Annotated in this window: 16 protein-coding genes; 6 read left to right on the top strand and 10 right to left on the bottom strand. The window is 68.8% G+C overall.

Annotated elements, in window-relative coordinates; genetic code table 11:
- Positions 1 to 471 carry a BA14K family protein gene (locus GR303_RS05925; protein WP_246205732.1) on the top strand — a complete coding sequence of 157 codons (471 nt, stop codon included), beginning with the start codon at positions 1 to 3 and terminating at the stop codon, positions 469 to 471.
- Between the two features lie 62 nt (positions 472 to 533).
- Here the strand turns inward: GR303_RS05925 and GR303_RS05920 are convergent, their stop codons facing one another.
- Positions 534 to 884, bottom strand: a complete 351-nt coding sequence (locus tag GR303_RS05920; RefSeq protein WP_161725506.1) for a RidA family protein — start codon at positions 882 to 884, stop codon at positions 534 to 536.
- A gap of 131 nt (positions 885 to 1,015) precedes the next feature.
- Positions 1,016 to 1,630: a pyridoxamine 5'-phosphate oxidase family protein gene (locus GR303_RS05915; RefSeq protein ID WP_161725507.1), complete on the bottom strand. Its 615-nt coding sequence runs from the start codon at positions 1,628 to 1,630 to the stop codon at positions 1,016 to 1,018.
- A gap of 126 nt (positions 1,631 to 1,756) precedes the next feature.
- Between GR303_RS05915 and GR303_RS05910 the strand changes: the two genes are divergently transcribed.
- Positions 1,757 to 3,436, top strand: coding sequence for an adenylate/guanylate cyclase domain-containing protein (locus tag GR303_RS05910; RefSeq protein ID WP_161725508.1), 1,680 nt, complete (start codon positions 1,757 to 1,759; stop codon positions 3,434 to 3,436).
- Positions 3,437 to 3,519: 83 nt separating this feature from the next.
- Here GR303_RS05910 and pnp read toward each other — a convergent pair whose 3' ends face one another.
- Both pnp and rpsO read right to left on the bottom strand, forming a co-directional pair.
- Positions 3,520 to 5,697, bottom strand: a complete 2,178-nt coding sequence (gene pnp / locus GR303_RS05905) for a polyribonucleotide nucleotidyltransferase (RefSeq protein WP_161725509.1) — start codon at positions 5,695 to 5,697, stop codon at positions 3,520 to 3,522.
- 221 nt (positions 5,698 to 5,918) lie between these two features.
- Positions 5,919 to 6,188 carry a 30S ribosomal protein S15 gene (gene rpsO, locus GR303_RS05900; RefSeq protein ID WP_161725510.1) on the bottom strand — a complete coding sequence of 90 codons (270 nt, stop codon included), beginning with the start codon at positions 6,186 to 6,188 and terminating at the stop codon, positions 5,919 to 5,921.
- Positions 6,189 to 6,490: 302 nt separating this feature from the next.
- On the opposite strand from rpsO, the gene GR303_RS05895 reads away from it, so the two are divergent.
- Positions 6,491 to 7,033 (top strand): ferritin-like domain-containing protein, encoded by a 543-nt coding sequence (locus GR303_RS05895; RefSeq protein WP_161725511.1) that lies wholly within the window; start codon positions 6,491 to 6,493, stop codon positions 7,031 to 7,033.
- 115 nt (positions 7,034 to 7,148) lie between these two features.
- Here the strand turns inward: GR303_RS05895 and truB are convergent, their stop codons facing one another.
- The 6 genes from truB to rimP all read right to left on the bottom strand — a co-directional run bounded on the left by truB (position 7,149) and on the right by rimP (position 14,417).
- The gene (gene truB, locus GR303_RS05890) at positions 7,149 to 8,069 is read right to left on the bottom strand and encodes a tRNA pseudouridine(55) synthase TruB (RefSeq protein WP_161725512.1); all 921 of its coding nucleotides are present in this window, start codon (positions 8,067 to 8,069) and stop codon (positions 7,149 to 7,151) included.
- Between the two features lie 5 nt (positions 8,070 to 8,074).
- Positions 8,075 to 8,500: a 30S ribosome-binding factor RbfA gene (gene rbfA, locus GR303_RS05885; protein ID WP_161725513.1), complete on the bottom strand. Its 426-nt coding sequence runs from the start codon at positions 8,498 to 8,500 to the stop codon at positions 8,075 to 8,077.
- 98 nt (positions 8,501 to 8,598) lie between these two features.
- Positions 8,599 to 11,457, bottom strand: a complete 2,859-nt coding sequence (gene infB / locus GR303_RS05880) for a translation initiation factor IF-2 (protein WP_161747574.1) — start codon at positions 11,455 to 11,457, stop codon at positions 8,599 to 8,601.
- A complete protein-coding gene (locus tag GR303_RS05875) occupies positions 11,454 to 12,125 on the bottom strand; it encodes an RNA-binding protein (RefSeq protein WP_161726372.1) in 672 nt (223 codons plus the stop codon). Before GR303_RS05875 ends, infB begins: the two co-directional genes overlap by 4 nt.
- 30 nt (positions 12,126 to 12,155) lie before the next feature.
- Positions 12,156 to 13,775 carry a transcription termination factor NusA gene (nusA, locus tag GR303_RS05870; protein WP_161726371.1) on the bottom strand — a complete coding sequence of 540 codons (1,620 nt, stop codon included), beginning with the start codon at positions 13,773 to 13,775 and terminating at the stop codon, positions 12,156 to 12,158.
- Positions 13,776 to 13,787: 12 nt separating this feature from the next.
- Positions 13,788 to 14,417, bottom strand: a complete 630-nt coding sequence (gene rimP / locus GR303_RS05865; protein ID WP_161726369.1) for a ribosome maturation factor RimP — start codon at positions 14,415 to 14,417, stop codon at positions 13,788 to 13,790.
- A gap of 266 nt (positions 14,418 to 14,683) precedes the next feature.
- Here rimP and GR303_RS05860 point away from each other — a divergent pair, with 266 nt between their 5' ends.
- The 3 genes from GR303_RS05860 to GR303_RS05850 are packed head-to-tail and all read left to right on the top strand — an operon-like array spanning position 14,684 to position 17,629.
- Complete coding sequence (locus GR303_RS05860) at positions 14,684 to 15,682, top strand: efflux RND transporter periplasmic adaptor subunit (protein ID WP_161726367.1); 999 nt, start codon at positions 14,684 to 14,686, stop codon at positions 15,680 to 15,682.
- A gap of 1 nt (position 15,683) precedes the next feature.
- Complete coding sequence (locus GR303_RS05855; protein WP_161726365.1) at positions 15,684 to 16,931, top strand: ABC transporter permease; 1,248 nt, start codon at positions 15,684 to 15,686, stop codon at positions 16,929 to 16,931.
- The gene (locus GR303_RS05850) at positions 16,928 to 17,629 is read left to right on the top strand and encodes an ABC transporter ATP-binding protein (RefSeq protein WP_161726364.1); all 702 of its coding nucleotides are present in this window, start codon (positions 16,928 to 16,930) and stop codon (positions 17,627 to 17,629) included. The genes GR303_RS05855 and GR303_RS05850 overlap by 4 nt, the downstream gene beginning before the upstream one ends.
- Positions 17,630 to 17,631 lie beyond the last annotated feature (2 nt).

Here is a 17,631-nt window from a genome sequence, read left to right as displayed (position 1 = left end):
ATGCGTAAATTCTTCATGGCTGTGGCCGCGACCGCTGCTCTCGGTACCTTCGGTCTGGCTCCGGCTTCCGCAGCAGAAGTGCAGACGGCGCCGGTCAACGAGCTTGTCTCCGCCATCCAAAACGGCACCGTGAACGCCGACTACTCGCAGTATATCGAGCGCCGCGTCTACCGGAGCGGCCCGCGCTACGTGGAGCGGCGCTACTATGGCGACGGCCGCTACTACGGGGATCGTCGCTATTATGGTGACCGCCGCTATTACCGCCGCGACCGCGGCAACGCCCTGGCGGCCGGCGCTCTCGGTCTCGCCACCGGCGCCATCATCGGCGGCGCGATCGCCCAGTCGCAGGCTCAGGCCGCCCCGGTCTATGGCGGCAACACCCATGCCTACTGCGCCCAGCGCTACCGCTCGTACGATCCGGCCTCGGGCACTTATCTCGGCTACGACGGCATGCGCCATCCCTGCCCGTAACCTGTGGCAGGCTTGAATGAACGAAGCGGGCCTTGGGGCCCGCTTCTTTCTGCTCGTAAATCTTACTTCGCCGCGATGACGGCGATCTCGACCTTGAAGGCGGGCGCCGCGAGCCTCGCCTCAACGGTGGCGCGGGCCGGCGTGTTGCCCGGCGACACCCAGGCATCCCACACCGCGTTCATCTCCTGGAACGTGCCCATGTCCGTGAGCCAGATATTGGCCATCAGGATCTTCGACTTGTCCGTGCCGGCTTCCGCCAGCAGGCTGTCGATGATGGAGAGAATCTCCTTCGTCTGCTCGGTGACGCTCTTGCCTGCGCTCTCCTGAGCGACCTGGCCGGCGAGATAGACCGTGTTGCCGTGAACGACGGCGCCGCTCATGCGCGGGCCGGGCTTGATGCGCTGGATCGTCATGGGTTGTTCTTGAGCCTCACTTTACGAAAACGAGACCTGCCTTTTCGGGGGCAGGAGGTTTCAGGTCAAGTGCATCGTGCGCAAAAGTGGTCCTGGTTTTGCGCTCCCGACGATGCGCTTCAAAAAGCGCATCAATAGAGCGTGCTGCGCTGGCGCTCCGGCAGTGCCTTGTCGTAGGCCTCGCCGCCCGCCTCGTTGTCCGTGAGCGCCGCGAGCATCTGCCCGGCGCTCGGCAGGCTCCCGCGCGGCACGTGCCGGGCCGGGTTCCACAATTCCGAGCGCAGAATCGCGCGGGCGCACTGGAAATAGACCGCATCGACCGCGATCGCGATCACGGTTCGCGGCGGCTTGCCCTCGACCGAAAAGCTCTCCAGTAGCGCCGGCTCGACGGAAATCGCGGCGCGTCCGTTCACGCGCAGGGTCTCGCCGAGGCCAGGGATGAGGAAGAGCAGGGCGACGCGCGGATCGCGCACGATGTTCTTCAGCGAATCGATCCGGTTGTTGCCGCGCCGGTCGGGCAGGAGCAGGGTTTTCTCATCCTGCACCCGTACGAAGCCCGGCCCGTCGCCGCGGGGCGAGCAGTCGAGACCCTCCGGCCCGCCGGTGGCGAGCGCCACGAAGGGAGCGGCCTCGATGAGGGCCCGGTAGGTGGGCATGATCCGGTCCGTCTCCTTGCGCAGGGAGGCCGTGTTGACCTCCCCGTAGAGGCTTTCGAGTTCGGAGACGCTGGTGATGATATGGGACATGATTCGAGGCCTGTTTGCACCGCTAGGCATAAGCCCTTCCGGCGCCCAGTCCAGGAGGTGTGATTTGACATTCGCGGGCGCGGCTGCACCTGCATAGCCGAGGCAGGATCGCGACCGTCATCCCAGATGAAGCAGCCCCCGAAACGACCCGGATCCGAGGCGGCCCCGTTCGAGGCCGCGATTCCCTGGCGCGAGATCCGCCTCGGCACGGGGCTCGTGCTCGCCACCTTCCTGCTCACCCATTTCAGCAACCATGCCCTGGGCCTCGTCTCCGTCGAGGCGATGGAGGCGGGGCGCGCCTGGTTCAACCGGCTGTGGCGCAACCCGGTCGGCACGATCCTGCTCTACGGCTCCGTCCTGCTGCATTTCGGGCTGGCCCTGCAGGCGCTCTACCGCCGCCGCACCCTGCGCATGCCGCTGCGGGAGGCGGCGCAGCTCACCCTGGGCCTGAGCCTGCCCTTCCTCCTCGTCGCCCATGTGACGGGGACCCGGATCGAATGGGCGCTTACCGGCCACGATTCGGGCTATCCGGAGGTGGTGCGCAATCTCTGGCTTCTGAGCCCGGGAGCCGGAGCCCGGCAGGCGGCGGTTCTGGTCGTCGCCTGGCTGCACGGATGCCTGGGCCTTTACTTCTGGCTGCGCCCGAAACCCTGGTTTCCCATCTACGCGCTCACCCTCTACACGGGGGCTCTGCTGGTGCCGGTCCTGGCGCTCATCGGCTTCGCCGAGGCCGGGCAGGAGATCGCCGCCGCGCCGGAGCGCTTCGCCGTTCCGGCCGTGCCCGTCTCCGACCGGCTGCCCGCGATCGCCCAGGGGCTTTATGCGTTCTTCGGCGGGCTTCTCGCGGGAACGCTGCTCGCCCGCCTGGTGCGCCGCCTGCCGTTCTGGTCCCGGCGGATCCGGATCTCCTATCCCAACAATCAGGCCGCCACGGTGCCCCTGGGCTTCAGCGTCCTGGAGGCGAGCCGCACGATCGGCATCCCCCACCTGTCGGTCTGCGGCGGTCGCGGCCGCTGCTCCACCTGCCGGGTGCGCGTGATCGAGGGGCTCGAGGATCAGCCGCCGCCGACGGCCCAGGAGCGCGGAACGCTGGCGCGCATCAAGGCAGGACCCAACGTGAGGCTCGCCTGCCAGCTCAGGCCCACCCACGACCTCGCGGTGGTGCCGATTCTCTCCACGGGGCGCAACGGGGTCGGATCGCTCCTGCGCGGCGGCCGCGCCCAGGGGCAGGAGAGGGAGGTCGCGGTGCTGTTCTGCGACCTGCGCGGCTTCACCGGCCTCACCGAGAAGCGTCTGCCCTTCGACACGGTGTTCATCCTCAACCGCTACTTCGAGACGGTGGGCGAGGCGGTGGAGGATGCGGGCGGGCATATCGACAAGTTCATCGGCGACGGGGTGCTCGCCCTCTTCGGCCTGCGCACCACCCCGCAGGAGGCGGCCCGCCAGGCGCTGGATGCGGCGCTCCGGATCAGGGCGGGGCTCGCCCGCCTCAACGAGGATTACGCCAGCGAGTTCGAGCAGCCCCTGCGCATCGCCATGGCGCTGCACGCGGGCCCCGCCATCATCGGCCAGATGGGCTACGGCCAGGCCACCAGCCTCACGGCGGTGGGCGACACCATCAATGCGGCCAGCCGCCTGGAGGGCCTGGCCAAGGAGCTCGACGCCGAGCTCGTGATCTCCGAGGACCTCGCCACCCGCGCCGGCCTCGACCTCTCCGGCCACAGCCGCCAGATCGTCCCCATCCGCGGCCGGGCCGCACCCTTGGGGAGCTGGATCATTCCGGAGGTGGGGAGCCTCGTGCGGTGATCACCAGCGACATCTCATTGGAGCAAAGAAAAAGGCGCGGCCGGAGCCGCGCCTTTTCTGTTCGTAGTCAGGCTAAAAGCCAGTTACTCGCCCGCCGCCTGCTTCTGCTGGTCGCGCTGGGCACGCTCGGCGTCGCGTTCGGCCTTGAGCTGCTCGGTGATGTCCTCGCCAGTTTCCTGGTTGACCACCTTCATGGAGAGGCGGACCTTGCCGCGCTCGTCCATGCCCAAAAACTTCACCTTCACCTTGTCGCCTTCCTTGACCACGTCCGTGACCTTGGCGACGCGGTTCCTGGCGAGCTCCGAGATGTGCACGAGGCCGTCGCGGGAACCGAAGAAGTTCACGAAGGCGCCGAACTCCATCACCTTCACCACGGTGCCGTCGTAGATCACGCCCACTTCCGGCTCCGCCACGATGGAGCGGATCCAGTTGTAGGCGGCCTTGATCGACTTGCCGTCGGCGGAGGCGATCTTGATGAGGCCGTCGTCGTTGATGTCGATCTTGGCGCCGGTCTTCTCCACGATCTCGCGGATGACCTTGCCGCCCGAGCCGATGACCTCGCGGATCTTGTCGACCGGGATCTGCATCGTCTCGATGCGCGGGGCATGCTCGCCGAGCTCGGCGCGCGGGGCGGTGAGGGCCTTGTTCATCTCGGCGAGGATGTGCGTGCGGCCGGCCTGAGCCTGCTCGAGCGCGACGCGCATGATCTCTTCCGTGATGCCGGCGATCTTGATGTCCATCTGGAGCGAGGTGATGCCCTGCTCCGTTCCGGCCACCTTGAAGTCCATGTCGCCGAGGTGGTCCTCGTCGCCGAGGATGTCGGACAGGACCGCGAAGCGCTCACCCTCGAGGATGAGGCCCATGGCGATGCCCGCCACCGGACGGCGCAGGGGCACGCCCGCATCCATCAGCGCCAGCGAGGCGCCGCAGACCGTGGCCATGGAGGAGGAGCCGTTCGACTCGGTGATCTCCGACACGACGCGGATCGTGTAGGGGAACTCGTGCGCGGCCGGCAGCATCGGGTGGATGGCGCGCCAGGCGAGCTTGCCGTGGCCGATCTCGCGGCGGCCGGGCGAGCCCATGCGGCCCGTCTCGCCCACGGAATAGGGCGGGAAGTTGTAGTGCAGCAGGAAGGTCTCCTTGCGGGTGCCCTCAAGCTCGTCGATGAACTGCTCGTCCTCGCCGGTGCCGAGCGTGGTCACCACGAGAGCCTGCGTCTCGCCGCGGGTGAACACGGCCGAGCCGTGGGTGCGCGGCAGGACGCCGACTTCCGCCAGGATCGGGCGGACGGTCTTGAGGTCGCGGCCGTCGATGCGCTTGCCCTCGTCGAGGATGTTCCAGCGCACCACCTTGGCCTGGGCCTCCTTGAACACGGCCTTCACCTGCTCCGGATCGAACTTCGGCTCGCCGTCGGGGGGAAGAAGCTCGGCCATCACCTTCGCCTTCACGGCGTCGACGGCGGCGTAGCGGTCCTGCTTCCGGGTGATCTTGTAGGCCTCGCGCAGGTCCTTCTCGGCGATGGCGAGAACGGCCTTCTCCACCTCGGACATGTCGGCCGGCTGGTAGTCGCGCGGCTCCTTGGCGGCCTTCTCGGCGAGGCGGATGATGGCCTCGATCACCGGCTGGAAGTGCTTGTGGCCGAACATCACGGCGCCGAGCATCACGTCCTCGGGCAGTTCCTTCGCCTCGGACTCGACCATCAGCACGGCATCGGTCGTGCCGGCGACCACGAGGTCGAGGGAGGATTGCTCCATCTCCTGCAGCGGCGGGTTCAGCTTGTACTGGCCGTTGATGTAGCCGACGCGGGCGGCGCCCACCGGGCCCATGAAGGGCACGCCGGAGAGGGTGAGGGCGGCAGACGCCGCCACCATGGCGACGACGTCCGGGTCGTTCTCGAGATCGTGCGAGAGCACGGTCACGACGACCTGCGTGTCGTTGCGGTAGCCCTCGACGAAGAGGGGGCGGATCGGGCGGTCGATGAGGCGGGAGACCAGGGTCTCCTTCTCGGTCGGACGGCCCTCGCGCTTGAAGTAGCCGCCCGGGATGCGGCCGGCGGCGTAGGCGCGCTCCTGGTAGTTCACCGTGAGCGGGAAGAAGTCGACGCCGGGCTTCGGCTCCTTGGCCGAGACGACGGTGGCGAGGACGGTGGTCTCGCCGTAGGAGGCGACGACGGCGCCGTCGGCCTGGCGGGCCATCTTGCCCGTTTCGAGCACGAGCTTGCGCCCGGCCCAGATCAGTTCTTCGCGTTGGATATCGAACATAGGTTCAGTCTTTCATGACAGCCGAGGCGGGGCCCGATGCCATGAGCAAGACGGCAAGAGGCTCCGCGGCAGGGCATGCCCGCCTGGTGAAGCCTCTTGCGATCCTGCCATGGTCATCGCGTCTGCCGCCTCCTTCGTAAAAACACCGTGGCCTTGTGGCCCGTACCGGTGTGGAGGCCGTCCGGAGCCGGGCTCCGGACGGAAGTTCTTTCACGAAAAGCTTAGCGGCGGATGCCGAGCTTCTCGATCAGCGTGCGGTAGCGACCCTCGTCCTTCTTCTTCAGGTAGTCGAGGAGCGAGCGGCGCTGCGACACCAGCTTCAGGAGGCCACGACGGGAATGGTTGTCCTTCGTGTGGGTCTTGAAGTGGCCGGTCAGGTTGTTGATCCGCTCGGTGAGAATGGCGACCTGCACCTCGGGGGAGCCGGTATCGCCAGCCTTCTGGGCGAATTCCTTGACAAGCGCGGTCTTGCGCTCAGCCGTGATCGACATCGTCAGTCCTTTCAGGTTGGTGTGTTGTGTAAGACCGTGGGCTTCAAGGAGCCTCGGGTCCGCTCGTCCGGAAGGGCCGGGCCGGGATGTCGTCCAGCGCGGTCCGAACCCGGACGCGTCTTCTTCGAGGGATCAGGCCTTCGAAGAGATGGCGCACCATACACGAAATGCGGTGAAGTGCCAGAGAAATCGTTTTTCCCAAGCGGAGCAATAGGATGCGCCGCTTGCGACAAACGCGGGCGGAACAAGTCTTCCGGGTTGCGGTTGGTGAACCGGAGACCCCCAAGATAGGAAGCCCCATCATGACTGCCACCACCGGCATGGCCGACCTGACGTCCTCCGAGGACATCCGCAACATCTTCATCACCGGCCTGGAAAACGCTCACGCCCTCGAGAAGCAGGCCATCCAGCTCATGGAGCGGCAGGTCGAGCGGTTCGAAAACTATCCGGAGATGTCCGACCTGCTGCGCCGGCACATCACCGAGACGGAAGGGCAGATCCGCCGCCTCGACGAGGCTCTGCACAGCTTCGGTGCGGATCGCTCGATCCTGAAGGACATGGCCACCCAGTTCATGGCCAATCTGGCCGCCGTCGGCCACATGCCGATGGCCGACGAGGTTCTGAAAAACACCTTCGCCAACCACGCCTTCGAGAATTTCGAGATCGCGTCCTACAAGTCCCTCATCGCCATGGCCGAAGCCTCCGGGAACCAGAAGTTCGTCCCGGCTCTCCAGGAGTCGCTGCGCGAGGAGGAGAAGACTGCCCAGGCGGTTTACGACCTGATCGTGCCGATCACCCAGAAGTTCCTGACGCGCTCGGCGCAGGGCCTGAAGGCCGACCGGTAAGATCCGATGCAGTCATCCCGGACGGCGCAAGCCGATCCGGGATCGCCGGACGGGAAAGGCGCTGGATTCGTGAAACGGTCCCGGGTTCCGCCGTCGCGACCCCGGGATGACGCGTTTATCCGCCCAGGTTGAACACCCGGTGCGGCACCAATTCGCCGCGCTCCACGTCGCCCACGGCGATGAGAACGCCGTTGCAGGTGGCATAGACCTTGCCCGACAGCGGCGCCTCGCGTCCGCGCAGGATGATGGACTGCCCGCGCATGAGGCGCCCGGCCATGTCGCGGCTGACCGGGATGGACGGGATCTCGCTCAAGGCCGCCTCCACGGGGCGCAGGGCCGCCGGATCGGTGGCGAGATCCTCCACCGTCACCGCCTCCTGCTCCGTGAAGGGGCCGACACGGGTGCGCCGCAGCGCCGCGATGTGGCCGAGGCAGCCCAAGGTTCGGCCGAGGTCGCGGGCGATGGCCCGCACATAGGTGCCCTTGCCGCAATCGGCCTCGATCACCGAGCGGTTGCCGTCGTGATGGACGAGGGTGAGCCGGTCGATCTGCACCGTGCGCGGCTGCAGCTCCACCGCCTCGCCGTCGCGGGCGAGGTCATAGGCGCGCTCGCCGGCGATCTTGATGGCGGAAAAGCGCGGCGGCACCTGCTGCACCTGGCCGGTGAATCGGGGCAGGAGGGCCTCGATCTCGGCCGGGTCGGGCAGCCGATCCGTGCGCTCGACCACCTCGCCCTCGGTGTCGTCCGTGGTGGTCTCCGCGCCCCAGGCCACGGTGAACACGTAGGACTTGCGCCCATCCATGACGAAGGGAACGGTCTTGGTGGCCTCGCCGAGCGCGATGGGCAGGATGCCGGAAGCGAGCGGGTCGAGGGTGCCGGCATGCCCCGCTTTCTTGGCGGAGAGGCTGCGCTTGACCACCGCCACCGCATGGGTCGAGGTCAGGCCGACCCCCTTGTCGAGGATGATCCAGCCGTTGACGTCGCGCTTCTTCGGGCGGTCGCCGTGCGGCCTCCGCTGCGGGCGTTCTTCGCTCATGGCTCTTACTCGTTGTCGTCGTCGGAGATGTCGGAGGCGGGCTTGAGCGTATCGCGCGCCACGCGCTCGGAGCGCAGCAGCGCGTCGATGCGGGCCGCCTCGTCGAAGCTCTCGTCGCGGCGGAAGCGCAGGTCGGGGGCAAACTTCAGGTTCACCCGGCGGGCGACCTCCTGGCGCAGCACCTTCTTGTTCTTCTCGAGCGCCTTGAGCACCGCCGCCTCGTCCCGGCCACCGAGGGGCATGACGTAAGCCGTGGCGAGCTTGAGATCCGGCGACATGCGCACCTCGGGGATGGTGATGACGTTCTTCGTCAGCACGTCGTCCTGCAGGTCGCCGCGGGAGAGAACCTCGGCCAGTGCGTGGCGCACGAGCTCGGCCACGCGCTGCTGGCGCTGGGAGGGTCCGGTGGTCTGTTCGAAACGTTTGGCCATTGTCTTGTCTCCGGGGTTGGACCGGATCGTTCAAAAGGGATCATGGCCGGGAATGACCCGGCCATGATGGATGTTCCAGACGGTTGGATGGAAGCGGCTTACAGCGACCGCTTCACCTCTTCCACGCGGTAGCACTCGATGAGGTCGCCGACGCGCATGTCCTGGTAGTTCTCGAAGGACATGCCGCATTCCTGACCCGAGGTGACCTCGCGGGCGTCGTCCTTGAAGCGCTTGAGCTGGGACAGCCTGCCTTCGTGGATCACCACGTTGTCGCGGATGAGGCGCACATGGGCGCCGCGCTGGACCACGCCGTCGAGGACGCGGCAGCCGGCGATCTTGCCCACCTTGGACACGTTGAACACCTCGAGCACCTGCGCCTCGCCGAGACGCTCCTCGCGCAGCGTCGGCGCGAGCAGGCCGGACATGGCCGCCTTCACGTCATCCACGAGGTCGTAGATGATGTTGTAGTAGCGGATCTCGATGCCGGCACGCTCGGCCGCCTCGCGCGCTTCCTTGTGGGCGCGCACGTTGAAGGCGAGGATGATGGCGCCGGACGCTTCCGCGAGGGTCACGTCCGATTCCGAGATGCCGCCGACGCCGGCCTGGACGATGCGGGCTGCGACTTCCTCGTTGCCCACCTTCTCGAGGGCGCCGACGATCGCTTCCGCCGAGCCCTGCACGTCGGCCCGGACCACGAGCGGGAACTCCTTGCGGCCCGCTCCGGCCTTGAGGTCGCGCATCATGTCGGCGAGCGTGCGTCCGGCCGAGCCCATGCGGGCCGCCTGACGCTCGCGCTTCTGGCGGGCGCGGTACTCGGTGATCTCGCGGGCGCGGGCCTCGGACTCGACCACCGCGACACGGTCGCCGGCCTCGGGCGTGCCGTTGAAGCCGAGCACCTCGACGGGGACCGAGGGACCGGCCTCCTTCACGGCGGCGCCGAGATCGTTGATCAGGGCGCGCACGCGACCCCATTCGGCGCCGGCCACCACGATGTCGCCGGTCCTGAGGGTGCCGCGCTGGACGAGCACGGTGGCCACGGGGCCGCGGCCGCGATCGAGCTTCGCCTCGATGACGGTGCCTTCGGCCGAGCGCTCCGGGTTGGCCTTGAGATCCAGGATCTCGGCCTGGAGCTGCAGGCCCTCGAGCAGGCTGTCGAGGCCCTGGCCGGTCTTGGCCGAGACCTCGAACTCGAGGGTCTCGCCGCCCATGGATTCCACGACGATGGAGTGCTGCAGCAGCTCGGTGCGCACCCGCTGCGGGTTCGCGTCGGGCTTGTCCACCTTGTTGATCGCCACGATCAGCGGCACGCCGGCCGCCTGCGCGTGGTTGATCGCCTCGATGGTCTGCGGCATGACGCCGTCATCCGCCGCCACCACGAGCACGACGATGTCCGTCACCTTGGCGCCGCGGGCGCGCATGGCGGTGAAGGCGGCGTGGCCGGGGGTGTCGATGAAGGTGATCTTGCCGCCGAGCGGCGAGGTCACCTGGTAGGCGCCGATATGCTGCGTGATGCCGCCGGCCTCGCCGGAGACCACGTTGGTCTTGCGGATCGCGTCGAGCAGCGAGGTCTTGCCGTGGTCGACGTGGCCCATGATGGTCACGACCGGAGGCCGCGCCTCGAGATTCTCGTCCGTGTCCGGGGTGTCGAAGAGGCCCTCCTCGACGTCCGATTCCGCGACGCGCTTCACCGTGTGGCCGAGCTCCTCCGCGACGAGCTGCGCGGTATCGGCATCGATCACGTCGGTGATCTTGTGCATCTGTCCCTGCTTCATCAGGAACTTGATCACGTCGACGGCACGCTCCGACATGCGGTTGGCGAGCTCCTGGATGGTGATCGTCTCCGGAATCGTCACCTCGCGGGCGATCTTTTCCTTCTGCTCCACCTGGCGGTGGCCCATGAGGCGCTGGTTGCGGCGGCGGAAGGCGGCGAGCGAGCGGGTCCGCTCCTCGTCGCCGGCCAGCGCGTTGGTCAGGGTCAGGCGGCCGCGGCGCTTTTCCTCGCCGGGAGCGGCCTTGGGCGCCTTCGGCACGGCCGCGGGCTTGGCCGCGACGCCGGAACGCCGGGCGCGCACGCCCTCCTCGTCATCGACCTCGACGGCGCGGGCCGCGACAGGGGCGGCGGTGCGGGTCTTGGGCTTGGCCGTCTCCGGATCGGGGACGACCGGCGCGGCCGGGCGCGCCATGTGGTTCAGGCTCGGCGGACGGCCGCCGGAGGTGCCGACGCCGGGGCGGAATCCACCCGTGCGGGGACCGTCCGAGCGCGGGCCGGCGGGACGCGGACCGTCGGAGCGGGGCGGGCGCGGACCCTCGAAGCGGCCGCCCTCCGGACGCGGAGCGCCGGTGCGGGCTGCGGGGGCGGCACCCGGCGCGGGGCGCGGGGCGGCCTCCTCGCCCAGGCGGCGGCGGGCCTCGTCCTCGGCGCGGCGCTTGCGCTCCTCGTCCTGGCGGCGACGCTCCTCCTCCTCGCGCTTGCGCGCTTCGGCGGCTTCGCGCTCCTTGGCCTCGGCGGCCTCGCGCTCGGCGCGGCGGGCGGCTTCCTCGGCCTGGCGGCGGCGCTCTTCCTCGTCGCGGCGGCGGGCATCCGCAAGGGCGTTCAGGCGCGCATCGCGCTCCTGCTCGGACAGGGTCTGCAGCACCATGCCGCCGGAGCGGGGGGTGTTGGGGGCAGGCCGCTGCGGGCGGGCGCCCTGAGCGGGCGCCGCCGGCTTCGGCGCGGCGGCCGGGGCTGGCTTAGGCGCAGCCGCGGAGCCTGCCGCCTGCTGCGGCGCGGACCTGTCTTCCTTGGGCGCGCCGGGGCCAACGGCAGGGCGACGCTTCACCGTCTCCACCACGACCGACTTGGACCGGCCGTGGGAGAAGCTTTGGCGCACCACGCCCTGTTCGACGGGGCGCTTCAGAGACAGCGTCTTGGACGACACATGAAGAGTCTTGTCGCCCTGGTTTTTCGTATCGGTCATTCCGCCTCAGTTCCTGCGGGTTTCATAGTCTTGGGTTCGCCGGTCTCGTTTCCGAGGCCAGTTTGATCGGCCTCGATGCCGCGATAGGAGCGGTAACGATGCCAGCGGTTCAGAAAGCCGTCGCTCCCAGCGCCCGCGACGAGGGCAGCATGTATCACATGTGACCGGCCCAATGCCAAATCCAATTCGTCGTTGGACAGCTCTTGAATGACCGGAAAGCCTGATATTGCCTCGCCGAGGCGTTTTCGCAACTGGTTCGCCAATTTTCTTCGCCCATCTTCCGCCGCCTCTGCGGCATGAATAAGGGCGACGACGGGTTTGCCCGCCAAGGCGGCCTCCACCTTGTGGAAGCCCGTGATCACGGCGCCCGCCTTGTTGGCGAGCGCCAGGCCCTGGCGCATGTCGTCCCGGAGAAGGCGCTCGATATCCTCGCCCAGGGTCTCCGGAGCCCTGGCCTCGGCCTTGAAGGCGCGGGAGAAGAGGCGACGTTTGGCCGCCTCTTCCACCATGCCGCGGCGGGCCGTGACCCAGACGCCCCGGCCCGGCAGCTTGTGCCGGAGGTCGGGCACCACCTGGCCGTCCGGCCCGAGGACGAAGCGGATCAGGCCCGCGGGGCTTCGAGCCTCGCGGGTGACGATGCAGGTGCGCTCCGGTTCATGCCGCGGCACAGGTCCTGACCTCGCTTCCTCATGGCCGTTTTAGGACGGCTGAGCCTCGGTCTCGGCCTCTTCGGCCGATCCCTCGGTCTCCACGGTTTCCTCGGGCTGCTCGATCCAGCCGGCCTTCACGCGGGCTGCCATGACCATGGCCTCCGCCTCGGCGCGGGACAGGTCGAAGCCGTCGAGAGCCCCCTTGTAGCGGGTGGCCTCGGGGCCGCGGCCCTCCGTCCAGCCGACGAGATCGTCGGTGGCGCAGCCGGCCAGGTCCTCGACGGACTTGATGTCGTTCTCGCCGAAGGCCACCAGCATGGCGGTGGTGACGCCGTCGATCTCCTTCAGCTCGTCGGCAACGCCGAGCTCCTTGCGCCGGGCCTCGTTCTCGGCCTCGATGCGGGCGAGATAATCCTGGGCGCGGCTCTGGATCTCGGCGGCGGTGTCCTCGTCGAAGCCCTCGATGGAGGCGAGCTCGGAGGCATCCACATAGGCGATCTCCTCGACCGAGCGGAAGCCCTCGGAGGCGAGGAGCTGGCCCACCACCTCGTCCACGTCGAGCGCGCTCATGAACAGGTCGGTGCGCTCGGCGAACTCCTTCTGACGGCGCTCGGATTCCTCGGCCTCGGTGAGGATGTCGATGTCCCAGCCGGTGAGCTGCGAGGCGAGGCGCACGTTCTGGCCGCGGCGGCCGATGGCCAGCGAGAGCTGGTCGTTGGGCACCACCACCTCGATGCGGTCGGCCTCCTCGTCGAGCACCACCTTGACCACCTCGGCGGGCTGGAGCGCGTTGACGATGAAGGTCGCCTGGTCGGGGGACCAGGGAATGATGTCGATCTTCTCGCCCTGGAGCTCGCCCACCACCGCCTGGACGCGGGAGCCGCGCATGCCGACGCAGGCACCCACGGGATCGATGGAGGAATCGCGCGAGGTCACGGCGATCTTGGCGCGGGAGCCCGGATCGCGGGCCACGGCCTGCACGGTGACGATGCCGTCGTAGATCTCCGGCACCTCGGAGGCAAAGAGCTTCGCCATGAACTGCGGATGGGTGCGCGACAGGAAGATCTGCGGCCCGCGCGCCTCGCGGCGCACGTCGAAGAGATAGGCGCGGATGCGGTCGCCGGGGCGGAAGGTCTCGCGGGGGATGAGCTCGTCGCGGCGGATGATCGCCTCGCCGCGGCCGAGATCCACGATCACGTTGCCGTACTCGACGCGCTTGACCGCGCCGTTCACGATCTCGCCGATGCGGTCCTTGTACTCCTGGTACTGGCGGTCGCGCTCGGCGTCGCGCACCTTCTGCACGATCACCTGCTTGGCGGACTGCGCCGCGATGCGGCCGAAGTCGAAGGGCGGCAGGGTGTCGGCGATCACGTCGCCCACCTGGGCGGCCGGGTTGTGGCGGGTGCGGGCCTCGGAGAGGCTGATCTCGCGGGAATCGTTCTCCACGGCGCCGTCCTCGACCACCAGGAGGTGGCGCGCCAGGCGCAGCTCGCCGGTCTTCGGGTGGATCTCCGCATGGATGTCGGTTTCCGCGCCGTAGCGGGACCGGGCCGCCTTGGCGATGGCGTCCGCCATGGCGTCGAGAACGATCTGCTTGTCGATCACCTTCTCGCGGGCGACCGCATCGGCGATCTGCAAGAGTTCAAGCCTGTTGGCGCTGATAGCCATCGAGGTCGCTCCTTAATTCGGTTTCGTCTGGTCGGACGGGTCCTGCGCCTCGTCCGGCGCGTCCACCACGTCCGTGTCTTCATCAAGCTCGTCCGTGGTCGGCGCCGTTCCCCGGCGCAGCGATTCACGGATCAACTCGTCGGTCAGCACGAGGTGAGCCTCGCCCACATCCGCCAGGGGAACGCGGGCGATGGGCTCCAGGCCCTCCTTCACGTCGGGCAGCTCGATCGTGAGCATCCCGTTCTCCACGCCCCGGAGCAGCCCCCGGAAGCGCTTGCGGCCCTCGACCGGAACGGCCATCTCCACCTTCGCCTCGTAGCCGCTCCAGCGCTCGAAGTCGCTGCTGCGCACCAGCGGGCGGTCGATTCCCGGCGAGGAGATCTCGAGATGATACGCCCGGTCGATGGGATCCTCGAGGTCGAGCACCGGCGAGATCGCCCGGCTCACGGTCTCGCAGTCGCTCACCGACATGGTGCCGTCCGGCCGCTCGGCCATGATCTGCACGGTGCAGCCGTTGGCGCCGGTGACCCGCACCCGCACGAGGTTGAAGCCCAGATCCTCGATCACCGGCTCGACGATGGCCGCCACCCGGGCGGCGACGCCGCTCTCCGTGATCAGCCGTTTGTCGCGTTCGTTTGTCATGGCTCTCCGCACGCTCCGGCGTTCAAGGCAATAAAAAAGAGCGGACCCGGTGGGGCCCACTCTCGACCAGCAGCTTGACGCTGCAACCAGAGCTGACGACGCAGATATACCGATTCAAGCCGAAAATTGCAAGAGTTCTGAAACCGGACCGGACCGGCGGCGGATCCGTTCCGGTCCGACAGGCTCGGGGGCCGCCTCCGGAAAGCTCCGCAATCGCGGCCCAGCTTGGTCTGTGCTAGACAGGCGCGGTCTTTGGGAGTCGTGTCGTGAAGCTGTCCCGCCTGCTCCTTCTCGCGGCCGTGCTGCTGGCAGCCGGAGCGGCCGCCTGGCGCTTCAGCCGGCCGCAGGAGGTTGCCCTCGCGGCGCCCAGGCGCGGCGAGGCGGCCGAGATCGTCTATGCCACGGGCACGGTCGAGCCGCGCATCTGGGCCAAGGTCACGCCGCTCCTGCGCGAGCGCATCGTGGAGCTGTGCAACTGCGAGGGCGAGGCGGTGGAGCGCGGCGCCGTGCTCGCCCGCCTCGACAGCCGCCAGGCGGAGGCCGCCCTCGCCGAGCTGCGCGCCCGCCAGAAATTCACCGCCGCGGAATACGAACGGATCGCCGCCCTCGTGGAGCGCCGGGTCGCCAGCGAGCAGGCCCTCGACCGGGCCCGCAGCGAGCTCGGCCAGATCCAGGCCCTGCTCGCCGGCCAGGAGACGCGGCTCGAATCCTACGTGCTGCGGGCTCCGGTGAGCGGCATCGTCCTGCGCCAGGACGGCGAGGTGGGGGAGGTGGCCGAGCCCGGCACGGTGCTGTTCTGGGTCGGCGAGCCCAAGCCCCTGCAGGTGGAGGCGGAGGTGAACGAGGAGGACATCCCCCGCGTCGCCGTGGGCCAGCGCGCCGTGCTCAAGGCCGACGCCTTTCCCGACCGGACGCTCGAGGCGAAGGTCGATTCGATCACGCCGAAGGGCGATCCGGTGGCCAAGACCTACCGGGTCCACCTGTCCCTGCCGGCGGACACGCCGCTGCGGATCGGCATGACGGTGGAGGTGAACGTGATCGCCCGCATCGTTGCCGATGCGCTCCTCGTGCCCACGGGCGCGCTGCGCGGCAGCGCCCTCTTCGTGGCGCAGGACGGGATCGCCCGCAGGCGCGAGGTGAAGCTGGGCATCCGCGGCGCCGGCAGCACCCAGATCCTGGAGGGGCTGAGCGAGGCCGAGCGGGTGATCGCCCCCTTCCCGGACGATCTCGCCGACGGGGCGAGGGTCGCGGAGAGGCGGGGCTAGCATGCGCCTCATCCTCGAACTCGCCCTCACCCACATCGCCGGGCGCGGCCGGCAGACCGTGGTGGCGATCCTGGGGGTGGCGCTGGGAGTCGGCTTCTCCATCGCCATGGCGGCCCTGATGCAGGGCACGGAAAAGGACTTCATCGCCCAGCTCGTCGACACCATGCCGCACGTGCAGATCACCGACGAGCGCCGCACCGCCCGGCGCCAGCCGGCGGAGGATCTCTTCGCCGCGGCCCAGTTCGAGGGCCTGCGGCCCAAGGAGGACCGGCGCGGCATCCTCAACCCCGCCGCCGCCTTCGCCTCCCTCCGTTCCTGGGTGCCGGGGCGCATGGCCCAGAGCCTGCGCACGCAGGGCGTGGTGCGCTATGCGGGACGGGACCTGGGGGTGTCCATCGTCGGCATCGAGCCCGAGATCGAGGCCCAGGTGTCGTCGGTGGCCGCGGATTTCGTCCAGGGCAGCTTCGATGCCCTGCGCGCCGGGGGCAACAACATCATCGTCGGCGACGGGCTGGCCCGGAGGCTCGGCGCCACGGTCGGCACCACGATCCAGGTGGTGGCCCCCACGGGGCAGTCGCGCAGCTTCCGGATCGTCGGGCTCTTCCACACGGGCAACACCGCCCGCGACGAGGGCGAGACCTACGTGCTCCTGAAAAGCGCCCAGATCCTCTCAGAGCGGCCCAACGCGATCAACGACATCCGCCTGCGCCTGGACGATCCGAACGCTGCGCTCCGCGTGGCCCGGCAGGCGGAGGCCGAGCTCGGCTACAAGGCCGTGCCCTGGCAGGAGGCGAACGAATCGCTCCTGGAGGCCCTCGTGGTGCGCAACGTGGTCATGTACACGGTCGTGGGCGCGATCCTGCTGGTGGCCGGCTTCGGCATCTTCAACATCATCTCCACCATCACCCACGAGAAGGCGCGAGACATCGCGATCCTGAAATCGCTGGGCTTCACGCAAGGAAACATGCGCCGGCTGTTCCTGGTCGAGGGGCTGGCGCTCGGCCTGGCCGGCTCCCTGGTCGGCTGGCTCGTGGGCTTTCTCCTGTGCTTCGCCCTCTCCCAGGTGGAGTTCAGGCTCTCGGGCGCGGGGGTGGGACGCGAGCTGACCCGCCTGCCCCTGTTCTGGAGCCCCTGGCACTACGCCATCGCCTCGGCCTTCGCGCTGATCTCCTCGGGCGTGGCCGGCTACCTGCCGGCGCGGCAGGCGGCGCGGCTCAACCCGGTCGACATCATCCGGGGGGCCACATGAGCGCACTGATCGAGGCGGAGCATCTCACCCGCATCCTGCCCGCCACCGTGCCGGTGACCCTGGTGCGGGACGTGTCGCTCACCGTGGGCGAGCGGGAATTCATCGCGATCACCGGGCCATCCGGCTCCGGCAAGTCGTCGCTCCTCTACCTCCTCGGGCTCCTCGACCGCCCGACGGGCGGGACTTTGCGCATCGCCGGGCAGGACACCTCCGCCATGGACGACGATGCCCTTGCGCGCCTGCGGCTCGAGATGCTGGGCTTCGTGTTCCAGTTCCACTTCCTGCTGCCCGAGTTCACGGTTTCGGAGAACGTGCAGCTGCCCATGCGCAAGGCGGGCCGCCTCTCCGCGCGGGAGATGCGGGAGCGCGCCGCGGGCCTCCTGGAGGAGCTGGGCCTGGCCGGCCATCTCGACAAGCGGCCTGATCAGCTCTCCGGCGGCCAGCGCCAGCGGGTGGCGGTGGCCCGCGCGCTCGCCAACGATCCCCATGTGGTGCTCGCCGACGAGCCGACCGGCAGCCTCGACAGCAAGAGCTCGGAGCAGGTGTTCCAGATCCTCCGCGACCTCGTGAGGAAGCGCGGCAAGACGGTGATCGCGGTCACCCACGACATGGACATCGCGGCCCGCGCGGACCGGCGCATTCACCTCGTCGACGGCGGGGTGGTGAGCGACGAGCGTGCCGCTCCGGCAGCGGTTTAGAA

This window comes from Microvirga arsenatis (genome assembly GCF_009910705.1).
GTDB lineage: Bacteria > Pseudomonadota > Alphaproteobacteria > Rhizobiales > Beijerinckiaceae > Microvirga > Microvirga arsenatis.
This window is presented reverse-complemented; position numbering and strand designations above follow the sequence as displayed.

Coding starts and splice junctions, on each gene's coding strand:
- rpsO (WP_161725510.1), bottom strand. CDS start 6,188: ATGTCGATCACGGCTGAGCGCAAGACCGCGCTTGTCAAGGAATTCGCC.
- pnp (WP_161725509.1), bottom strand. CDS start 5,697: ATGTTCGATATCCAACGCGAAGAACTGATCTGGGCCGGGCGCAAGCTC.
- GR303_RS05910 (WP_161725508.1), top strand. CDS start 1,757: ATGAAGCAGCCCCCGAAACGACCCGGATCCGAGGCGGCCCCGTTCGAG.
- GR303_RS05915 (WP_161725507.1), bottom strand. CDS start 1,630: ATGTCCCATATCATCACCAGCGTCTCCGAACTCGAAAGCCTCTACGGG.
- GR303_RS05895 (WP_161725511.1), top strand. CDS start 6,491: ATGACTGCCACCACCGGCATGGCCGACCTGACGTCCTCCGAGGACATC.
- GR303_RS05850 (WP_161726364.1), top strand. CDS start 16,928: ATGAGCGCACTGATCGAGGCGGAGCATCTCACCCGCATCCTGCCCGCC.
- truB (WP_161725512.1), bottom strand. CDS start 8,069: ATGAGCGAAGAACGCCCGCAGCGGAGGCCGCACGGCGACCGCCCGAAG.
- GR303_RS05920 (WP_161725506.1), bottom strand. CDS start 884: ATGACGATCCAGCGCATCAAGCCCGGCCCGCGCATGAGCGGCGCCGTC.
- infB (WP_161747574.1), bottom strand. CDS start 11,457: ATGACCGATACGAAAAACCAGGGCGACAAGACTCTTCATGTGTCGTCC.
- rimP (WP_161726369.1), bottom strand. CDS start 14,417: ATGACAAACGAACGCGACAAACGGCTGATCACGGAGAGCGGCGTCGCC.
- GR303_RS05855 (WP_161726365.1), top strand. CDS start 15,684: ATGCGCCTCATCCTCGAACTCGCCCTCACCCACATCGCCGGGCGCGGC.
- nusA (WP_161726371.1), bottom strand. CDS start 13,775: ATGGCTATCAGCGCCAACAGGCTTGAACTCTTGCAGATCGCCGATGCG.
- GR303_RS05925 (WP_246205732.1), top strand. CDS start 1: ATGCGTAAATTCTTCATGGCTGTGGCCGCGACCGCTGCTCTCGGTACC.
- rbfA (WP_161725513.1), bottom strand. CDS start 8,500: ATGGCCAAACGTTTCGAACAGACCACCGGACCCTCCCAGCGCCAGCAG.